This is a genomic window from Catenuloplanes japonicus, assembly GCF_000717135.1.
Classification (GTDB): domain Bacteria; phylum Actinomycetota; class Actinomycetes; order Mycobacteriales; family Micromonosporaceae; genus Catenuloplanes; species Catenuloplanes japonicus.
The window spans coordinates 446,576-462,278 of sequence record NZ_JNXY01000009.1; the positions used below are offsets into that span (position 1 = coordinate 446,576).

A 15,703-nucleotide genomic window follows, 5' to 3' on the forward strand; every position below is an offset into this window, starting at 1 on the left:
AATAGCGGGCCGTGGGTGGGGTGCGGTCCCGCGCTGACGCCGTTCAGTACCGGATTCGCCTCGGTGTCAGGGCAGGGATCTCGGTCAGGAGATGGCAGCCCGGTCGACGGTCCAGGCACGGGTCTGCTCGCTCAGGGTGATGCCCAGGCCGGGTCGGTCGGACAGGTGCATGCGGCCGTGACGGATCTCCAGGCGCTCCTCGAACAGCGGGTGCAACCAGTCGAAATGCTCGACCCAGGGCTCGTGGGGGTAGGCGGCGGCCAGGTGGACGTGGATCTCCATGGCGAAGTGCGGGGCCAGCGTCAGGTGCTGTTGTTCGGCGAGCGCGGCCAGCCGCAGGAACTGGGTGATGCCGCCGATCCGGGGTGCGTCCGGCTGGATGACGTCGACCGCGTGCTGGCGGATCAGCTCCGTGTGCTCGCCGACGCTGGTCAGCATCTCGCCGCTGGCGATCGCGGTGTCCAGCGACCGGGCCAGCTCGGCGTGCCCGGCCGCGTCGTAGGCGTCGAGCGGCTCCTCGATCCAGACCAGCCCGAACTCCTCCAGCGCCCGCCCGACGCGCTGGGCGGTGGGCCGGTCCCACTGCTGGTTGGCGTCGACCATCAGTGCGACGTCGTCGCCGAGCGCCTCGCGGACCGCGCGCACCCGGGCCAGGTCGACCGCGGGCGACGGATGCCCGACCTTGATCTTGATGCCGCCCACGCCCAGCGCGAGGTTGCGCCGTGCGTTCTCGATGACCGACGAGATCGGCTCGTGCAGGAAGCCGCCGGACGTGTCGTAGCAGCGCACCGAGTCGCGATACGCGCCGAGCAGCTTCGCCAGCGGCAGCCCGGCCCGCTTCGCCTTGAGGTCCCACAGCGCCACGTCGATCGCGGCGATCGCCTGCGTGGCCGCGCCGCTGCGCCCGACCGAGGCGCCGGCCCACACCAGTTTCGTCCAGAGCCGCCCGATGTCGTTCGGGTCCTCGCCGATCAGGTCCGGCGCGATCTCCCGCGCGTGGGCGAACTGCGCCGGCCCGCCGGCCCGCTTCGAGTAGCCGAAGCCCACGCCGGAGTGCCCGTCCGCCGTGGTGATCTCCGCGAACAGCATCGCGACCTCGGTCATCGGCCGTTGCCGCCCGGTCAGCACCTTGGCGTCGCTGATCGCGGCCTTGAGCGGCAGGCGCACGGCGGAGAGCGCGACGGAGACGATGCGATCCATCAAAGATCCTTTCCGAGGGTACGGATGAGCGCGCCCAGATCGGCCCGCTCCGGGTCGGTGAGGTCGGTCAGCGGTGGCCGCACCCGGCCCCCGTCCCGGCCGATCGCGCTCAGCCCGGCCTTGACGATCGACACCGCGTACCCCTTGCGGCGGTCTCTGATGTCCAGATAAGGGATGACGAACGCGTTGAGCAGTCGATACACGGTCACCCGGTCCTGCGCGCGGACGGCGGCGAAGAACCGCAGCGCGAACTCGGGCAGGAAGTTGTAGAGCGCGGAGGAGTACGTGCTCACGCCCAGTTGGAGCAGCGGCAGCGCGAAGGTCTCCGCGGTGGGCAGGCCGCCGATGTAGATCAGCCGCTCGCCCACCCGAGCGTACGTCCTGGTCATCCGCTCGATGTCGCCGACGCCGTCCTTCAGGCCGATCAGGTTCGGGTTCCGGGCGGCCAGCAGGTCCACGGTGACGTCGGAGAAGACCGCGTTCGCGCGGCTGTAGACGATCACGCCGAGGCGGGTGGCGGCGCAGACCGCGTCCACGTGCGCGGCCAGGCCGTCCTGGCTGGCCTCGGTCAGGTAGGGCGGCATGAGCAGCAGGCCGGACGCGCCGTCCTCCTCCGCGGCGACGGCCTGGGCGACGGCCCGTGCGGTGCCGCCGGTGGCGGGCGCGATCACCGGCACGCGTGCGCCGACCTCGTGCACGGCGGCCCGCACCACGGACCGGGTCTCCGCGGACGTGAGCGAGAAGCCCTCGCCGGTGCCACCGGCCGCGAACAGCCCGGCCACACCGAACGAGGCCTGCCAGTCCAGGTGGGCGCGGTAGCGGGTCTCGTCGAACGCCAGGCGGTCGTCGAAGTGCGTGACCGGGAACGACAGCAGGCCGGTCGTCAGCCGGGCCGCGAGCTCGGAGGGCTGCAGGGTCGTCACCGTGCCCACGCTAGGAAGGCTCCTGCGCACCTGTCTAAGAGCGTTTTCGCATTGATCGATACCCTCAGGGAATGATGCTGCATGGGTATCGATCAATGCCATAAGGGACGTGGACAGGCCTGGATCCGCCGACCTAGCGTCAGGGCAGTGACCCACCTCACAGGAGGCTGGAAAACGCCCATGACAAGCAGACTTCGCGCGCTGACGGCGACCGTCCTCGCGCTCGCGCTCACCGGCTGCGGCGGCAACCTCGGCGACGACGGGGCCGCGGACGGTGCGGACTTTCCGGACCGTGCACTGACGCTGCTGGTCGGCCAGGACGCCGGCGGCAGCACCGATCTGATCGCTCGCGCGCTCGCGGATCAGGTGAAGAACGACCTCGGCCGGCCGGTCACGGTGCAGAACCGGCCCGGTGCGAACGGCGCGGTTGCCGCGAAGGAGCTGGCCGCCGCGAAGCCGGACGGTCACACGATGATCGTCTTCCCGGGCACGCTCGCCTACATCACGCCGCTCGCGGTCACCCCGGCCGAGGCGGTGGACATCACCGGGTACGACGTGGTCACCGGCATCTCGCAGGACGACTTCGTGCTGGTCGCGAACCCGGGCACCGGCTTCAGGACCGTGACGGACATCGACCGGGCGATCACCTACGGCACCACCGGCGTCGGCACCGGCAGCCAGCTGACCCAGGCGCTGCTGTTCGCGCAGGCCGGCATCAAGGCCACGGCGGTCCCGTTCGACGGCGGCGCGCCCACGCTCACCGCGGTGCTCGGCGGCCAGGTCGACGTGGCGTCCGTGCAGCTCGGCGAGGCACAGGCGCAGATCAAGGCCGGCAAGGTGACGCCGATCGTGACGTTCGCGCAGAAGCGCCCGTCGTACCTGCCGGACACGCCGACCGCGGTCGAGGCCGGCTACACCGTGCCGGTGCAGCAGTCGCGCGCGATCGCGGTGCCGAAGGGCACGCCGCCGCAGATCGTGGATCGGCTGCGCACCGCGTTCCAGAAGGCGTTCGCGGGCCAGGCCTACCGGGACTTCAACACCCAGCGGCTGCTCACGCCGAACGAGGTGGACGGCCCCACGCTGCTCGGCCAGTGGACCGGCTCGCTCCAGACCTACCGCGCCCTCGTCGATCAATACGACATCAACCTCGCGGGTACGGCGTGAGCGTGCCGAACCCCGTGGCCGACGCGGAAACCGGGCCGGAGACGGCATCCGGGCCCGAGCCGGAGGCGGACGCGAAGGCCGGGATCGTCACGAACCTGGCCGTCGCCGCCGTGGTCACCGCGCTCGGCGCCGCCGCACTGGCCGGTGCGCTCGCGCTCGGTGCCGGCCGGCCCGCGCAACCCGGCCCCGGTGCCTGGCCCGCGATCCTCGGCGGCGCGCTGGTGCTGCTCGGCATCGTGCTCGCGCTGCGCGCCCGCGCCACCGCGGACGCGGAACGGTTCGGCCGCACCGCGCTCCCCGTGCTCGCGGCCCTGGCGAGCATGGCCGTGTTCGTCGCCGTGGTCGGCGTGATCGGCTTCGAGATCCCGGCCGCGCTGCTCGCGTTCGTCTGGCTGCGGTTCCTCGGCCGGGAGTCCTGGCTCGTCTCCGTGGCGGTCAGCCTCGGCCTGGTCGTCGCGCTCTACCTGCTCTTCGTGGCCGCGCTCGACGTGACCATCCCGCACATGTTCTGAACAGGGGTTCCTCGTGTCCGATGTGCTCGGCGGGTTCGCGGTCGTCCTGCAACCGGAGAACCTGCTCTACTGCCTGATCGGCGTGGTCATCGGCATGCTGATCGGCGTGCTGCCCGGCCTCGGCCCGGCCGCCACCATCGCCGTGCTGCTGCCGCTCACGTTCGGCCTGGAACCGGTCACCGCGATCATCATGCTGGCCGGCATCTTCTACGGCGCGCAGTACGGCGGCACGATCACCTCGGTGCTGCTGAAACTGCCCGGTGAGGCGTCCTCCGTGGTCACCGTGTTCGACGGGCACGCGCTGGCGCGGCAGGGCAGGGCCGGGACCGCGCTCGGCATCGCCGCGATCGGCTCGTTCATCGGCGGCACCGCGAGCATCGTGGCGCTGTCGGTGGTCGCGCCGTTCGTGGCCGGGTTCGCGCTCGGGTTCGGCCCGCCGGAGTACACGATGCTGGCGCTGCTCGGCATCCTGCTGGTCGCCACGATCAGTCAGGGCGGCCGGGTGAAGGCGCTGGTGGCGGCCGTGGTCGGGCTGCTGCTGGCCACGGTCGGCCGGGACGGGTTCACCGGTGCGGAACGGTTCACGTTCGAGAACCTGGCCCTGGCGGACGGCATCGACTTCGTACCCGTGGCGATGGGGCTTTTCGGTCTTGGGGAGATTCTGCACAGCCTGGAGGAGCGGCACCGCGCGCTGCGGGAGCCCGCGCCGATCGCCGATGTGTGGCCGAGCCGGGCCGATCTGAGGCAGGCGGGTGGCGCGATCGGGCGCGGGTCGGTGCTCGGGTTCGCGCTCGGCGTGCTGCCCGGGGGCGGGGCCGTGCTGTCGTCGATGGCCGCGTACGCGCTGGAGAAGCGCCGGTCGAAGCACCCGGAACGGTTCGGCAACGGCGCGATCGAGGGCGTGGCCGCGCCGGAGACCGCGAACAACGCGGCCGCGACCTCGTCGTTCATCCCGCTGCTGTCGCTCGGCATCCCGGCGAACGCCACCATGGCGGTGATCTTCGGCGCGCTGCTCATCCAGGGCGTCGCGCCCGGACCGCAGCTGGTCACGGAGGAGCCGGAGCTGTTCTGGGGCGTGGTCAACAGCATGTACGTCGGCAACGTGCTGCTGCTGATCATGAGTATTCCGCTGGTCGGGCTGTTCGTCCGGATCCTGCGCGTCCGCCCGGCCGTGCTGGCGCCGATCACGGTGCTGATCACGCTGATCGGTGCGTACACGGTCAACAACAGCGTGTTCGACATCGGGCTGGTGATCGCGTTCGGGGCGCTCGGATATCTGATGCGCAAGGCCGGCTTCGATCCGGGGCCGCTGGTGCTCGCGTTCGTGCTCGGGTCGCTGCTGGAGAGCTCGCTGCGCCGCTCGCTGCTGATCTTCGACGGCGACCCGACCGGCTTCCTCACCCGCCCGATCTCCGGCACGCTCCTGGTCTTCCTGCTGTTCGTGGCGCTGCTCCCGGCCCTGCAACGCCTCCGGCCCCGCCGCACGAGGCCGGAGAACGCCACCGCCGGCACACGGTGAGAAACGTCGCCGGCGGCAACGTGCTCAGCAGGACGGACAGGCCGGTGAGGTTTCCGCACGGACCACCGCCGCGTCAACGGATGTCGATGGTCCGTCATCGGCCTGTCTTCAGCCGGCCGCGATGGCGGCGGCCAGCTCGTCCGGCGCGGACAGGAACGGGGAGTGGGACGTGTCCAGCTCCACCACGCGGGTCGGGCGTGCGGAGACCGCGTCGATCTCCCGCACGAAACGGTGCTGGAGCGGCGCCGGGATCGCCCGGTCCGCCGTGCAGACCAGGTAGGCGTGCGGCACCCGGCCGTACCGGTGCGGGGTGGTCGTGAAGGTCTCCGCCGGGATGCCCATCGCGCCGTCCGTGCTGAGCAGCGCGATCGCCGCGTCCGCGGTCGCGGGCTCCACGTCGTGGTAGAAGCACTCACGCACGGCCGCGCGCCGGGCCGGGTCCGCCGGGTCGATCCGCAGCGCGCCCACCACCGCCGGGTCCGCCGTGAGCAGGCCGCCGACCTGCTCGCCCGCGTTCTCCGGCGCGCCGATGTAGGCCATCGCGGGCGTCCCGGACACCGGCGCGAACGCGGTCAGGTAGATCAGCTCGGCGAACAGCTCCGGCGCCAGCTCCGCCGCACGCGTCCCGACCACGCCGCCCATGCTGTGCACGACGACCGTGAGCGGCGCGCCGCCGCCGATCGCGCGCAGCTGGTCGATGAGGACGTGTGCGGCGGAGGTGGCGGTGACGTCCGCGACCGGCGACACCTCGGTGGCGAACGCGGCCGCGTCGAACGGCCGTGCCCAGCGCGCCTCCGGTGACCGTGCGTGAAGACCGAAACCCTCAAGATCAACAGCAATCGAGGGTACGCCGCGCGCGGCCAGACGTGCGACAACCGGGCTCCAGCACCAGCTGCCGTGCCAGAAGCCGTGAACGAGAACGATCGGATCAGGGTGCTTTTCCACGGCGCTAACGCTAGGAACCCGGGCGGCCGTTAACCACGCACTGTCAGGACGGGGATATCAGCGACGCCAGCCGCGCCAGCCTCGTGCCGGTCTCGGTGCCGGTCATCGGGTGCAGCAACAGCAGCCGCTGCCGGGAGTGCGGGCTGGTCGCGATCACGCAGTCCAGGTCCAGCGCGCCGACCCGCTCCTCGCGGATGTGCTTGGTGCTGCAGTGCAGCACGGCCACGTCGTGCTCGTCCCACATCCGGGCGAACTCGTCGCTGGCCCCGATCAGCGCCTCGACCAGGGAGCGCGAGGCCTCGTCGTAGCCCCGCTGCGCCACCACGGCCCTCAGGTCCGCCACCGTCGCCCGCGAGGTCTGCTCGTGGTCCTGGCCCGGTTCCAGCGTGGCCCGCCAGGCCGGGGACGTGAACCAGCGCCAGGCCAGGTTCCCCTCCCGGCCGGGTGCGCCGGCGAACACGCCGAACAGCGCCACGTTCATCGGGTTCTGCGCCAGGATCGTGCCGAGATCGTCCGCGAGGTAACCGGGTGTGACCGGGTTTGCGTACAGCAGCGACAGCAGGCCCGGGTCCGGCGCCTCGTCCACCTCCGCGGTCACCGGCGCGGCGTGCCCGGCCAGGCGGAACAGGTGATCGCGCTGGTCGCAGGTCAGCCGCAGCGCGGCGGAGAGCGCGGAGAGCGTGGCCGCGGACGGGTGCGGGCCGCGCCCCTGCTCCAGCCGCTCGTAGTAGGTCACGGACAGGTGCGCCAGCTCGGCCACCTCGTCGCGCCGCAGGCCGGGCGCGCGGCGCCGCCCGCCACCGGGGAGTCCGGCCTCGTGCGGGGCCAGCGCGTCCCGCCGTCGTCTCAGGAAGTCCCCGAGTTCGGCGAGCCTGGCCGTTCGCGGCGCCACCGTGATCGTCATGGCCACCACGGTACGGTGAAGGATGGACTTCTCCGGAATCACGCGTCGCCGCCTGCTGGTCAGCGGTGGATCGGGCGTCCTCGGCCTGACCGTCGTCGGCTGTTCCTCCCCGTCGCCGTCCGCGTCCTTGCCGCCGACCTCGTCCCCCGCGTCCCCCGCGTCGTCTTCGTCGCCGGGTGCCGGTGGTGAAGCCCTCGGCGGCTGGAACCGGGTCGATCTGGACTTCGTGTCCGTCTACATCCTGGTTCGTGGCGCCGAGGCCGCGGTGGTGGACCTCGGCGTGGCCAACTCCGCGCCGGACATCGAGGCCGGCCTCAAGGCCGCCGGGATGAGCTGGAGCTCGGTCAAGCACATCCTGCTCACGCACAAGCACGCCGACCACGCGGGCAGCCTGCCCACGGTGGCACCGCTGGTCACCGGGTCGATCCACACCGGCGCCGCGGACGTGGCCGCGCTCGCCAACGCGCAGGTCAAGCCGCTCGACGACGGCGCGGAGATCTTCGGGCTGCGCGTGATCGGCACGCCGGGCCACACGGCCGGCCACATCTCGATCTTCGACCCGTCGACCGGCGTGCTGGTCGCCGGCGACGCGCTGCGCACGGTCTCCGGACTGCAGGGCGCGGACCCGAAGTACACCGACGACACCGCCCGCGCGAACCGGTCCGTCCGCGCGCTGGCCGAGCTGCCGGTCCGCACGATCCTGCCCGGCCACGGCGCCCCGATCACCGAGGACGCGGCCGGGAAACTCCGGAAGCTCGCCGACTCGTTGACCTGAGCAGCCGATGAACTGGTGCCTGAGCAGCGCCGTATCGCAGTGTGCACGGGGCTCGACACGGGGCTTGACACGGCCTCGACACGGCAGAGAGGCACCACCAGTGACTGAGATCGCCATCGACGAGGCGGCGGTGGCCGCGCTGACCGCGACCGTCACCGGCCTGGTGGCCGTGCCCGGCGAGGACGGGTACGAAAAGGAGTGCGCCACCTACAACCCGCTGACGCCGCTGCGCCCCGCGCTCGTGATCGGCGCCGCGAGCGGCCGTGACGTCGCCGCCGCGATCCGGTTCGCCTCCGCGCACGGTCTGCCGGTCGCCGTCACCACCACCGGCCACCAGGCCCGCGGCGCGGACGGCGCCGTCCTGATCAACCTGCGCCGTCTCAACCGCGTGACCGTCGACCGTGACGCGCTCACCGCCCGGATCGGCGGCGGCGCGCGCTGGGCCGACGTGCTGGCCGCGACCACACCGTTCGGCCTGGCCCCGGTGAACGGCTCCGCGCCCGACGTCGGCGCCACCGGCTACCTGCTCGGCGGCGGCCAGAGCCCCACGCTCGGGCGCCTGCACGGCTACGGCGCGGACACGGTCACGTCCGTCGAGATCGTCACCGCGGGCGGCCTCCCGCAGCGGGTGACCGCCGAGTCCGACCCGGACCTGTTCTTCGCGATCCGCGGCGGCAAGGGCAACTTCGGCGTGGTCACCGCGACCGAGATCGCGCTGTTCCCGGTCGCGCGCTTCTACGGCGGCGCCGTCCACGTCGCCGGCGCGGACGCGGCCACGCTGCTGCACGCCTGGCGCGAGTGGGCCCCCGCGCTCCCGGACGAGGCCACCACCTCCGTCGCGATCCAGCGCCTCCCACCGGACCCCGCGCTCCCGGAGCCGCTGCGCGGCGCGTTCGTGGTGGCGCTGCGCTTCGCCCACATCGGCGACGCGGCCGAGGGCGCCGAGCTGTTCGCCCCGATGCGCGCGGTCGTCCCGCTGCTGGCGGATGACGTGTGCGACCGGCCGTACGCCGAGGTCGGCCTGATCCACGGCGACCCGCCGGGCCCGCTGCCCTATACCGACCGCACCGTCTGACTGCGTGAACTTCCCGCCGGCGCGGTGGACGCGCTGATCGCGCTGGTCGGCGACGGCACCGACTGCCCGCTGGTCAGCGTGGAACTGCGTGCGCTCGGCGGGGCACTCGACCGCCTGCCCGACCCGCCGAACGCGATCGGCACCCGCGGCCTGCCGTACGTCCTCTTCGGGTTCGGCGTCGGCGCCCCGGACGACATGCCCTTGATGCGCGGCTGGCTCTCCCGCGTGGTCGACGCGATGCTGCCCTGGTCCGACCCTCGGAAGATGGTCAACTTCCTCTCCGCCGCCGACGAGGGCCGCACGCCCGCCGAGGTCCGTCTCGCCTACGGCCCCGACACCTTCGACCGCCTCCTGAAGATCAAGGATCGCGTCGACCCCGCCAACCTCTTCCGGGCCAACCACAACATCACCCCCGCCTGACCCGCTCCGCCACGCCGCCGGGTCCGGGCGTCGTCTCCTGGGCGGCGCGGATACCGGTGGCGAGGTGCGGGTCGGGTCATCGCGTCAGCGGGTTCGGGGTCTGGGGCGTCCCCAGGGCAGGCTCAGCGGGTGAAGACGGTGCCGGCGGCGATGCCCAGCTGGCAGGCGTTGCCGAACTGGCGTTTGTCGGCGATCTTGCGCTTGCCCCAGTAGCCGGTGACGGTGGCGGTGACCGGGCGGTAGTCGGCGGTGCAGAGGACGCCCTGGCGCGGCGGGAGGCGGAAGACGTTGCCGTTGGTCTTGCGCAGCGCGGTGCAGGCGGCCTTCGCGGAGGGGTGGGTGCCGCCGTCGGGGCCGCAGGTGAGCGTGGTCGGCGCGGTACGGCCGGCCGCGGCGAGATCATCCGCGGTGACGGTGAGCGTGAGGCTCGCGTAGGGGGCCGGCTTCGCGGCGGGCTGGGCGGCGAGCGGCTCGGGGATGGCGACATACTTCGGTGGCGCGGCGGAGGCGGCCCCGGCCGGCAGCGCGACGCCGGCGACCAGCGCGGCGGCGACCAGCGCGGCGGCCAGCAACGGCGCGGCAAGTAGCGGCGCGACCAGTGGCGGTACAGCAGACAGGGGTGCTGCCGGCAGAGATGTGGAGAACGACGTGCGGGTGGTCGCGGCCTGGACGGTGGTCGCGAGGTGGCGGATCATGACGGGCTCCTGAGGTGGTTCTCCCGGAGGAAGAACGCGAGGACGGTTAAGGACACGTCCGGTCTACCGCGCCGGCCCGGCAGAGTCCTCGAAACGGGCAAAACGGACCGTCATGTCGCCCGACTTCACCCGTTCGGCCAGGAGGCGGGACGGCCGAAGAGTCGCGATCAGCCGCCCACCACGATCACCTCGGCGCCCGCCCGGCGGATCGCCTCGACGCCGGCCGGGTCCGCGGAAGCGTCGGTCACCAGCGTCGTCACGTCCGAGACCGGGCAGATCTCCGCCAGGTACACCTTGCCGACCTTGGAGCCGTCCGCGACCACGATCACCCGGTCCGCCCGCCGGATCATGGTGGCGTTCGTGTTCGCCTCGATCTCGTCGTGGGTGGTGAGGCCGCCGCGCACGCTGATGCCGTTCACGCCGACCACCGCGACCGCCATGTTCAGCCCCTTCAGCGCCTGATCCGCGATCGGCCCGACCAGCTCGTACGACTGCGTCCGCGACACTCCACCCGTCATGATCAGCTTCAGTCGCGGCCGCAGCGACAGCTCGGCGGCGATGTTGAGCGCATTGGTCACCACCGTCAGGTCCACCCGCTCCGCGAGCAGCCGCGCCAGCAGGTGGGTGGTGGTGCCGCCGGTCAGGCCGAGCGTGAGCGGCCCCCTGGGCAGCAGTTTCGCCACGGTCTGCGCGATCAGCGCCTTCTCCTCGCGGTGCTGCCCGATCCGGTAGCGGACCGGCAGCTCGTACGCGACGTCGACCGCGACCGCGCCCCCGTGCGTACGTGACAGCAGCCGCTGATCCTCGAGCACCTGCAGGTCGCGGCGGATGGTGGCGGGCGAGACCCGGAACTCGCCGGCGAGTTCGGTGGCGTCGACGGAGCCGGTGGTGGCCAGGCGCTCCAGGATGCCGGACACCCGGTCGGCGCGACGCAACGTGCTCTGAGCCATGACACCGTCCATTCACTGGCAAACGAACAGTCAAGATAGTTCGTTTGCAAGCGAAAGGCCATAAGTTATTGCGCGTTAGTGCGCGTCTGCCGAGAATCCGGCCATGACGACTGTGATCGCATTCCTCGGCGCCGGCAGCGTGGTCTTCACCCGTGAGCTGCTGGCGGACATCCTCTCCTACGCGGAGCTGCGCGACGACGTCACGCTCGCGCTGCACGACATCGACGCGGAGCGCCTGGAGACGGCGGCGGCGATCGCACGCCGTACCGCCGAGCAGCTGGACGCCCGTCCGCGGATCACGGCCGGCCTCGACCGGCGCGCCGCCCTCGAGAACGCGCACTTCGTGATCAACGCGATCCAGGTCGGCGGGTACGCCGCGACGGTCCGCGACTTCGAGATCCCGGCGAGGTACGGCCTGCGGCAGACGATCGCGGACACGGCCGGCATCGGCGGGATCTTCCGCGCACTCCGCACGTTCCCGGTGCTCCAGGGCATCGCCGCGGACATGCGTGAGCTGTGCCCGGACGCCTGGCTGCTCAATTACACGAACCCGATGGCGATGAACGTGGCCTACCTCGGCACGATCGCGCCCGAGCTCAAGGTCGTCGGCCTCTGCCACTCCGTGTTCTGGACCGTGCACGACCTGGCCGCGCTGCTCGGCGTGCCGCTCGACGAGATCGACTACCGGGCCGCCGGCGTCAACCACCAGGCGTGGCTGCTGCGGTTCGCGCACCGCGGCGAGTCGCTCTACCCGCGGCTGGACGCGCTGCTCCAGAGCGACTCCGAGCTGCGACGACGGGTCAGGATGGACATGTACTCCCGGCTCGGCTACTTCCCGACCGAGACCAGCGAGCACTCCTCCGAGTACCTGCCGTGGTACCTGCACCACGACGAGGAGATCGCCCGCCTGCGCATCCCGGTCGGCGACTACCTGGGGATCAGCGCGGAGAACGTGGCGGAGTACGAGCGCACCCGCGACACGCTGCGCGCCGGTGACCCGCTGCCGTTGCCCGAGCGTGCGGCCGCGGAGTACGCACCGCAGGTCATCCACAGCATCGTCACCGGCACCGTGCGCCAGATCCACGCCAACCTCCCCAACCGGGGCCTGATCACCAACCTGCCCCAGGGGTACGCCGTGGAGGTCCCCTGCGTGGTCGACCGCCTCGGCGTCCGCCCCGAGTACGTCGGAGAGTTGCCCGCCCAGCTCGCCGCCGTCAACCGTGGCCTGGTCAACGTCGGTGACCTGACAGTCCGTGCCGCGGTGACCGGCGATGCGCGCATGGTGCGTCAGGCCGCCATGGTCGACCCGAACACGGCCGCCACGCTCACCGTGGACGCGATCTGGGCGCTGTGCGACGAGCTGACCGCCGCACACGGCGATCTCATGCCGGAAACGCTGCGGCAATAACGAGCATCGTGGATTGCACGTTTGCTGCGCACATCTTGTTAAACGAGCGTGAACGAGCATAATCCTCGTTCAAGCCCGACACCTCCGCGGAGATCTGACGACCAAGAACTCGGGGTGCTTGAGATGACCGATCCGAAACGCGCACTTGCCGCCGGCCTCGTCCTGACGCTGTCCCTGTCCGCCTGCATGGGCGGCACCGGCGACAGCGGCAAGGACGCCGCCGCCGGATACGACCCGAACGCCACGGTCGAACTGACCTGGTGGACCGGGCAGACCGAGGTGGCCGAGGCCACCGCCGAGAAGCTGGCGGCCGAGTACCACGCGCTGCACCCGAACGTCACGATCAAGACCTCGCCCGGCGCCTCCGTCGCGGACGAGCTGCTCACCAAGCTGTCCGCCGGGTTCGCCGGTGGTACGTACCCGGACATCTCCTACGCGTTCGGCAGCTGGGCCGGTGACCTGGCCGCCAGCGGCAAGGCGCAGGACCTCACCGAGTTCGTGAACACGCCCGAGTTCAAGTGGACGGAGATACCGGAGGCCGCGCGTCAGACCGCCACCGTGGACGGCAAGGTCGTCGCGGTCCCGGCGCTGGTCGACAACCTGGCGCTGATCTACAACAAGGAACTGTTCGACAAGGCCGGCCTCGCGTACCCGACGGATCAATGGTCCTGGGACGACTTCCGGAACGCGGCGAAGAAGCTCACCGACCCGGCCACCAACACGTACGGCACCGCGTACTCGGTCTCCGGCAGCGAGGACACCACCTGGCACCTGTGGCCGCTGCTCTGGCAGCAGGGCGGCAAGATCCTCGACGGCAACACGCCCGCGTTCGCCTCGCCGCAGGGCGTGGCCGCGCTGGAGACGCTGCGTGTGATGGCGGTCGACGACAAGTCGATGTACCTGGACCAGACGGACGAGAAGTACCTGCCGCTGTTCAACAGCGGCCGGGTCGGCATGGTCATCTCCGGCCCGTGGGCGCTGCTGGAGCTCAAGGAAGCCGGCATCGCGTACGACGTGACCGCGCTGCCCGGCTTCAACGGCGACCACCAGACCGTCTCCGGCCCCGACCTGTGGGTGCTGCTCGACCACCAGGACCCGAACCGGGCCGGCGCCGCACGTGACTTCATCGCGTGGATGACCAGCGCGGAGACGGACGCGAAGTGGAACCTGGCGCTCGGCAACCTGCCGCTGCGCAGCACCGAGGCGCACTCGCCGGAGTTCGCGGCGTACACGAAGGAATGGCCCGGCAGCCAGAAGTTCTTCGACAACCTGGCGAACGCGAAGCAGGCCCGCCCCACGGTCTCCGGCTACGCGCAGCTGTCCCGCAACGTCGGCGACGCCATCGCGAAGGTGTTGCAGGGCGCCGCGACCTCGCAGGAAGCGCTGGACGAGGCCGCGAAGAAGTCCGCCGGACTCGTGGGCTAGACGATGGCGCTCACGTTCGCGGTGTCACCACGGGCCGCCTCCAAGGCGAGGCGGCCCGGCCCCCGGGGCAGCGCGCTCCGGCGTCACCTGACCGGCTGGGCCTTCGCCGGACCGGCGACCCTGCTGGTGGTGGGCCTGTCGCTGTTCCCGGCCGGCTGGGCGTTCGTCATCTCGCAGGCCAAGTGGAACGGGATCGCGCCCGCGACCATGGTCGGCTGGCGCAACTACGAGCAACTGGCCCAGGACCCGGACATGCTCGCGGCGTCCGGCCATACGCTGCTGTTGACGGTGCTGTTCGTACCCTCGTCGATCGTGCTCGGGATCTTGCTCGCCGTGGCGCTGAACCAGCGGATCCGGCTGATCGGCTTCTATCGGACCTGCATCTTCGTGCCCTACGTGGCGTCGGCCGCGGCCACCGGCATCCTGGCCGGGTTCGTGTTCAACCCGCAGTTCGGCGCCGTCAACGAGGTGTTCCGGCACCTGGGCATCCCCGCGCAGCAGTTCCTGGAGAGCCCGTCGCAGGCGCTCTACATCGTGTGCCTGATCGCGCTCTGGGGCCAGGTCGGCTTCACCACCGTGGTCTACCTGGCCGCACTCCAGGACATCCCGCGCGAACTGGTCGAGGCCGCCACCGTGGACGGCGCCGGCAAGTTCCGCGTGTTCCGGCACGTGACGCTGCCGGAACTGCGCCCGGTCACCGTGTTCACCGCCGTGTGGCAGACGATCACCGCGATGCAGTTGTTCGACCTGATCTACACGACCACGCGCGGCGGGCCGCTCAACAGCACGCAGACGATCGTCTACTACATCTACGAGCTCGCATTCCAGACCCAGCGACTGGGGTACGGCGCGGCCGCCGCCTACGTGCTCTTCGCCGTGACGCTGCTGCTCACGCTCGTGGTCATCTGGTACAGCCGCCGTCGCGGCGCGGAGGTGTTCTGATGCGCGTCAAGCTCCCGTTCAGCCCCTGGCACCTGCTGCTGATGCCGCTGGCGCTGCTGTTCGTGCTGCCGCTGGTGCAGATGGTGGCCACGTCGTTCATGACCAGCGCGGAGATCAACCACTTCCCGCCGAAGCTGATCCCGACCGCGCTGCACCTGGAGGGATATCGCGCACTGCTGTCCGAGACGCCGGTGCTGACCTGGCTCGGCAACACGGTGCTGGTCTCCACGATCTCCGTGCTCGGCCACCTCATCCTCTGCTCCACCGCCGGCTATGGCTTCGCGCGCCTCAAGTTCGCCGGAAGCGGCCTGGCGTTCCTGGCCGTGGTTGCGACCGTGATGATCCCGATGCAGCTGCTGATGATCCCGACCTACCTGATGTTCGCCCGGATCGGCATCGTGGACACGCTCGCGGCCGCGTTCGTACCGTGGCTGGCCTCCGCGTTCGGCATCTTCCTGATGCGCCAGTTCTTCCTGTCGCTCCCCGGCGAACTGGAGGAGGCCGCCCGGCTCGACGGCGCCGGCACCTGGCGCACGTTCGTCAGCGTCGTGCTGCCGCTGGCCCGCCCCGCACTCGCGACCCTCACCGTCTTCACGCTGCTGTCCAGCTGGAACGACCTGCTCTGGCCGCTGGTCGCCATCTCCGACGACCACCGCTTCACACTCCAGGTCGGCCTGGCCAGCTTCCAGGGCACCCGCCGCACCGAATGGTCCCAGCTGATGGCCGGCAACGTCATCGCCACCGTCCCGCTGATCCTCGCCTTCCTCTTCGCCCAGAAGCGTTTCGTGGCCACCATGGCCTTCACCGGCCTGAAGGGCTAGGTGAGCCGCCCCGGATCTTCAGGAC

General features: G+C 71.2%; 16 protein-coding genes. 10 read left to right on the forward strand and 6 right to left on the reverse strand.

Going from position 1 to position 15,703, the window contains the following annotated elements; genetic code table 11:
* Positions 1-84: 84 nt before the first annotated feature.
* Complete coding sequence (locus OP04_RS16820; protein WP_033340556.1) at positions 85-1,200, reverse strand: L-talarate/galactarate dehydratase; 1,116 nt, start codon at positions 1,198-1,200, stop codon at positions 85-87.
* A complete protein-coding gene (gene kdgD, locus OP04_RS16825) occupies positions 1,200-2,123 on the reverse strand; it encodes a 5-dehydro-4-deoxyglucarate dehydratase (RefSeq protein ID WP_033340720.1) in 924 nt (307 codons plus the stop codon). The genes OP04_RS16820 and kdgD overlap by 1 nt, the downstream gene beginning before the upstream one ends.
* A gap of 180 nt (positions 2,124-2,303) precedes the next feature.
* Here kdgD and OP04_RS16830 point away from each other — a divergent pair, with 180 nt between their 5' ends.
* The 3 genes from OP04_RS16830 to OP04_RS16840 are packed head-to-tail and all read left to right on the forward strand — an operon-like array spanning position 2,304 to position 5,318.
* The gene (locus OP04_RS16830; protein WP_033340557.1) at positions 2,304-3,287 is read left to right on the forward strand and encodes a tripartite tricarboxylate transporter substrate binding protein; all 984 of its coding nucleotides are present in this window, start codon (positions 2,304-2,306) and stop codon (positions 3,285-3,287) included.
* A gap of 2 nt (positions 3,288-3,289) precedes the next feature.
* Complete coding sequence (locus tag OP04_RS16835; RefSeq protein ID WP_198153850.1) at positions 3,290-3,799, forward strand: tripartite tricarboxylate transporter TctB family protein; 510 nt, start codon at positions 3,290-3,292, stop codon at positions 3,797-3,799.
* Between the two features lie 13 nt (positions 3,800-3,812).
* A complete protein-coding gene (locus OP04_RS16840; RefSeq protein ID WP_232323613.1) occupies positions 3,813-5,318 on the forward strand; it encodes a tripartite tricarboxylate transporter permease in 1,506 nt (501 codons plus the stop codon).
* A 108-nt stretch (positions 5,319-5,426) separates the two neighbouring features.
* On the opposite strand, the gene OP04_RS16845 is transcribed toward OP04_RS16840, so the two are convergent.
* Positions 5,427-6,263 (reverse strand): alpha/beta fold hydrolase, encoded by an 837-nt coding sequence (locus tag OP04_RS16845; RefSeq protein WP_033340558.1) that lies wholly within the window; start codon positions 6,261-6,263, stop codon positions 5,427-5,429.
* A gap of 43 nt (positions 6,264-6,306) precedes the next feature.
* Positions 6,307-7,167: a helix-turn-helix transcriptional regulator gene (locus tag OP04_RS16850; protein WP_051798151.1), complete on the reverse strand. Its 861-nt coding sequence runs from the start codon at positions 7,165-7,167 to the stop codon at positions 6,307-6,309.
* A gap of 22 nt (positions 7,168-7,189) precedes the next feature.
* On the opposite strand from OP04_RS16850, the gene OP04_RS16855 reads away from it, so the two are divergent.
* The 3 genes from OP04_RS16855 (at position 7,190) to OP04_RS54640 (ending at position 9,437) form a co-directional block, all read left to right on the forward strand.
* On the forward strand, positions 7,190-7,942 hold the full coding sequence (locus tag OP04_RS16855; protein ID WP_033340559.1) for an MBL fold metallo-hydrolase: 753 nt from the start codon (positions 7,190-7,192) through the stop codon (positions 7,940-7,942).
* Positions 7,943-8,042: 100 nt separating this feature from the next.
* A complete protein-coding gene (locus tag OP04_RS48510) occupies positions 8,043-9,017 on the forward strand; it encodes an FAD-binding oxidoreductase (protein WP_198153851.1) in 975 nt (324 codons plus the stop codon).
* Between the two features lie 24 nt (positions 9,018-9,041).
* Entirely contained in the window at positions 9,042-9,437 is a 396-nt protein-coding gene (locus OP04_RS54640) for a BBE domain-containing protein (RefSeq protein WP_198153852.1), read from the forward strand.
* Positions 9,438-9,559: 122 nt separating this feature from the next.
* Here the strand turns inward: OP04_RS54640 and OP04_RS49730 are convergent, their stop codons facing one another.
* Positions 9,560-10,132 carry an SSI family serine proteinase inhibitor gene (locus tag OP04_RS49730; RefSeq protein ID WP_051798086.1) on the reverse strand — a complete coding sequence of 191 codons (573 nt, stop codon included), beginning with the start codon at positions 10,130-10,132 and terminating at the stop codon, positions 9,560-9,562.
* Between the two features lie 167 nt (positions 10,133-10,299).
* Positions 10,300-11,082, reverse strand: a complete 783-nt coding sequence (locus OP04_RS16870) for a DeoR/GlpR family DNA-binding transcription regulator (protein ID WP_033340725.1) — start codon at positions 11,080-11,082, stop codon at positions 10,300-10,302.
* A 103-nt stretch (positions 11,083-11,185) separates the two neighbouring features.
* Between OP04_RS16870 and melA the strand changes: the two genes are divergently transcribed.
* The 4 genes from melA to OP04_RS16890 all read left to right on the forward strand — a co-directional run bounded on the left by melA (position 11,186) and on the right by OP04_RS16890 (position 15,678).
* Positions 11,186-12,490: an alpha-glucosidase/alpha-galactosidase gene (gene melA, locus OP04_RS16875; protein WP_033340560.1), complete on the forward strand. Its 1,305-nt coding sequence runs from the start codon at positions 11,186-11,188 to the stop codon at positions 12,488-12,490.
* Between the two features lie 123 nt (positions 12,491-12,613).
* Complete coding sequence (locus tag OP04_RS16880) at positions 12,614-13,915, forward strand: ABC transporter substrate-binding protein (protein WP_033340561.1); 1,302 nt, start codon at positions 12,614-12,616, stop codon at positions 13,913-13,915.
* Between the two features lie 3 nt (positions 13,916-13,918).
* Entirely contained in the window at positions 13,919-14,857 is a 939-nt protein-coding gene (locus OP04_RS16885) for a carbohydrate ABC transporter permease (RefSeq protein WP_033340562.1), read from the forward strand.
* Entirely contained in the window at positions 14,857-15,678 is an 822-nt protein-coding gene (locus tag OP04_RS16890) for a carbohydrate ABC transporter permease (RefSeq protein ID WP_033340563.1), read from the forward strand. The genes OP04_RS16885 and OP04_RS16890 overlap by 1 nt, the downstream gene beginning before the upstream one ends.
* The last annotated feature ends 25 nt before the right edge of the window (positions 15,679-15,703 follow it).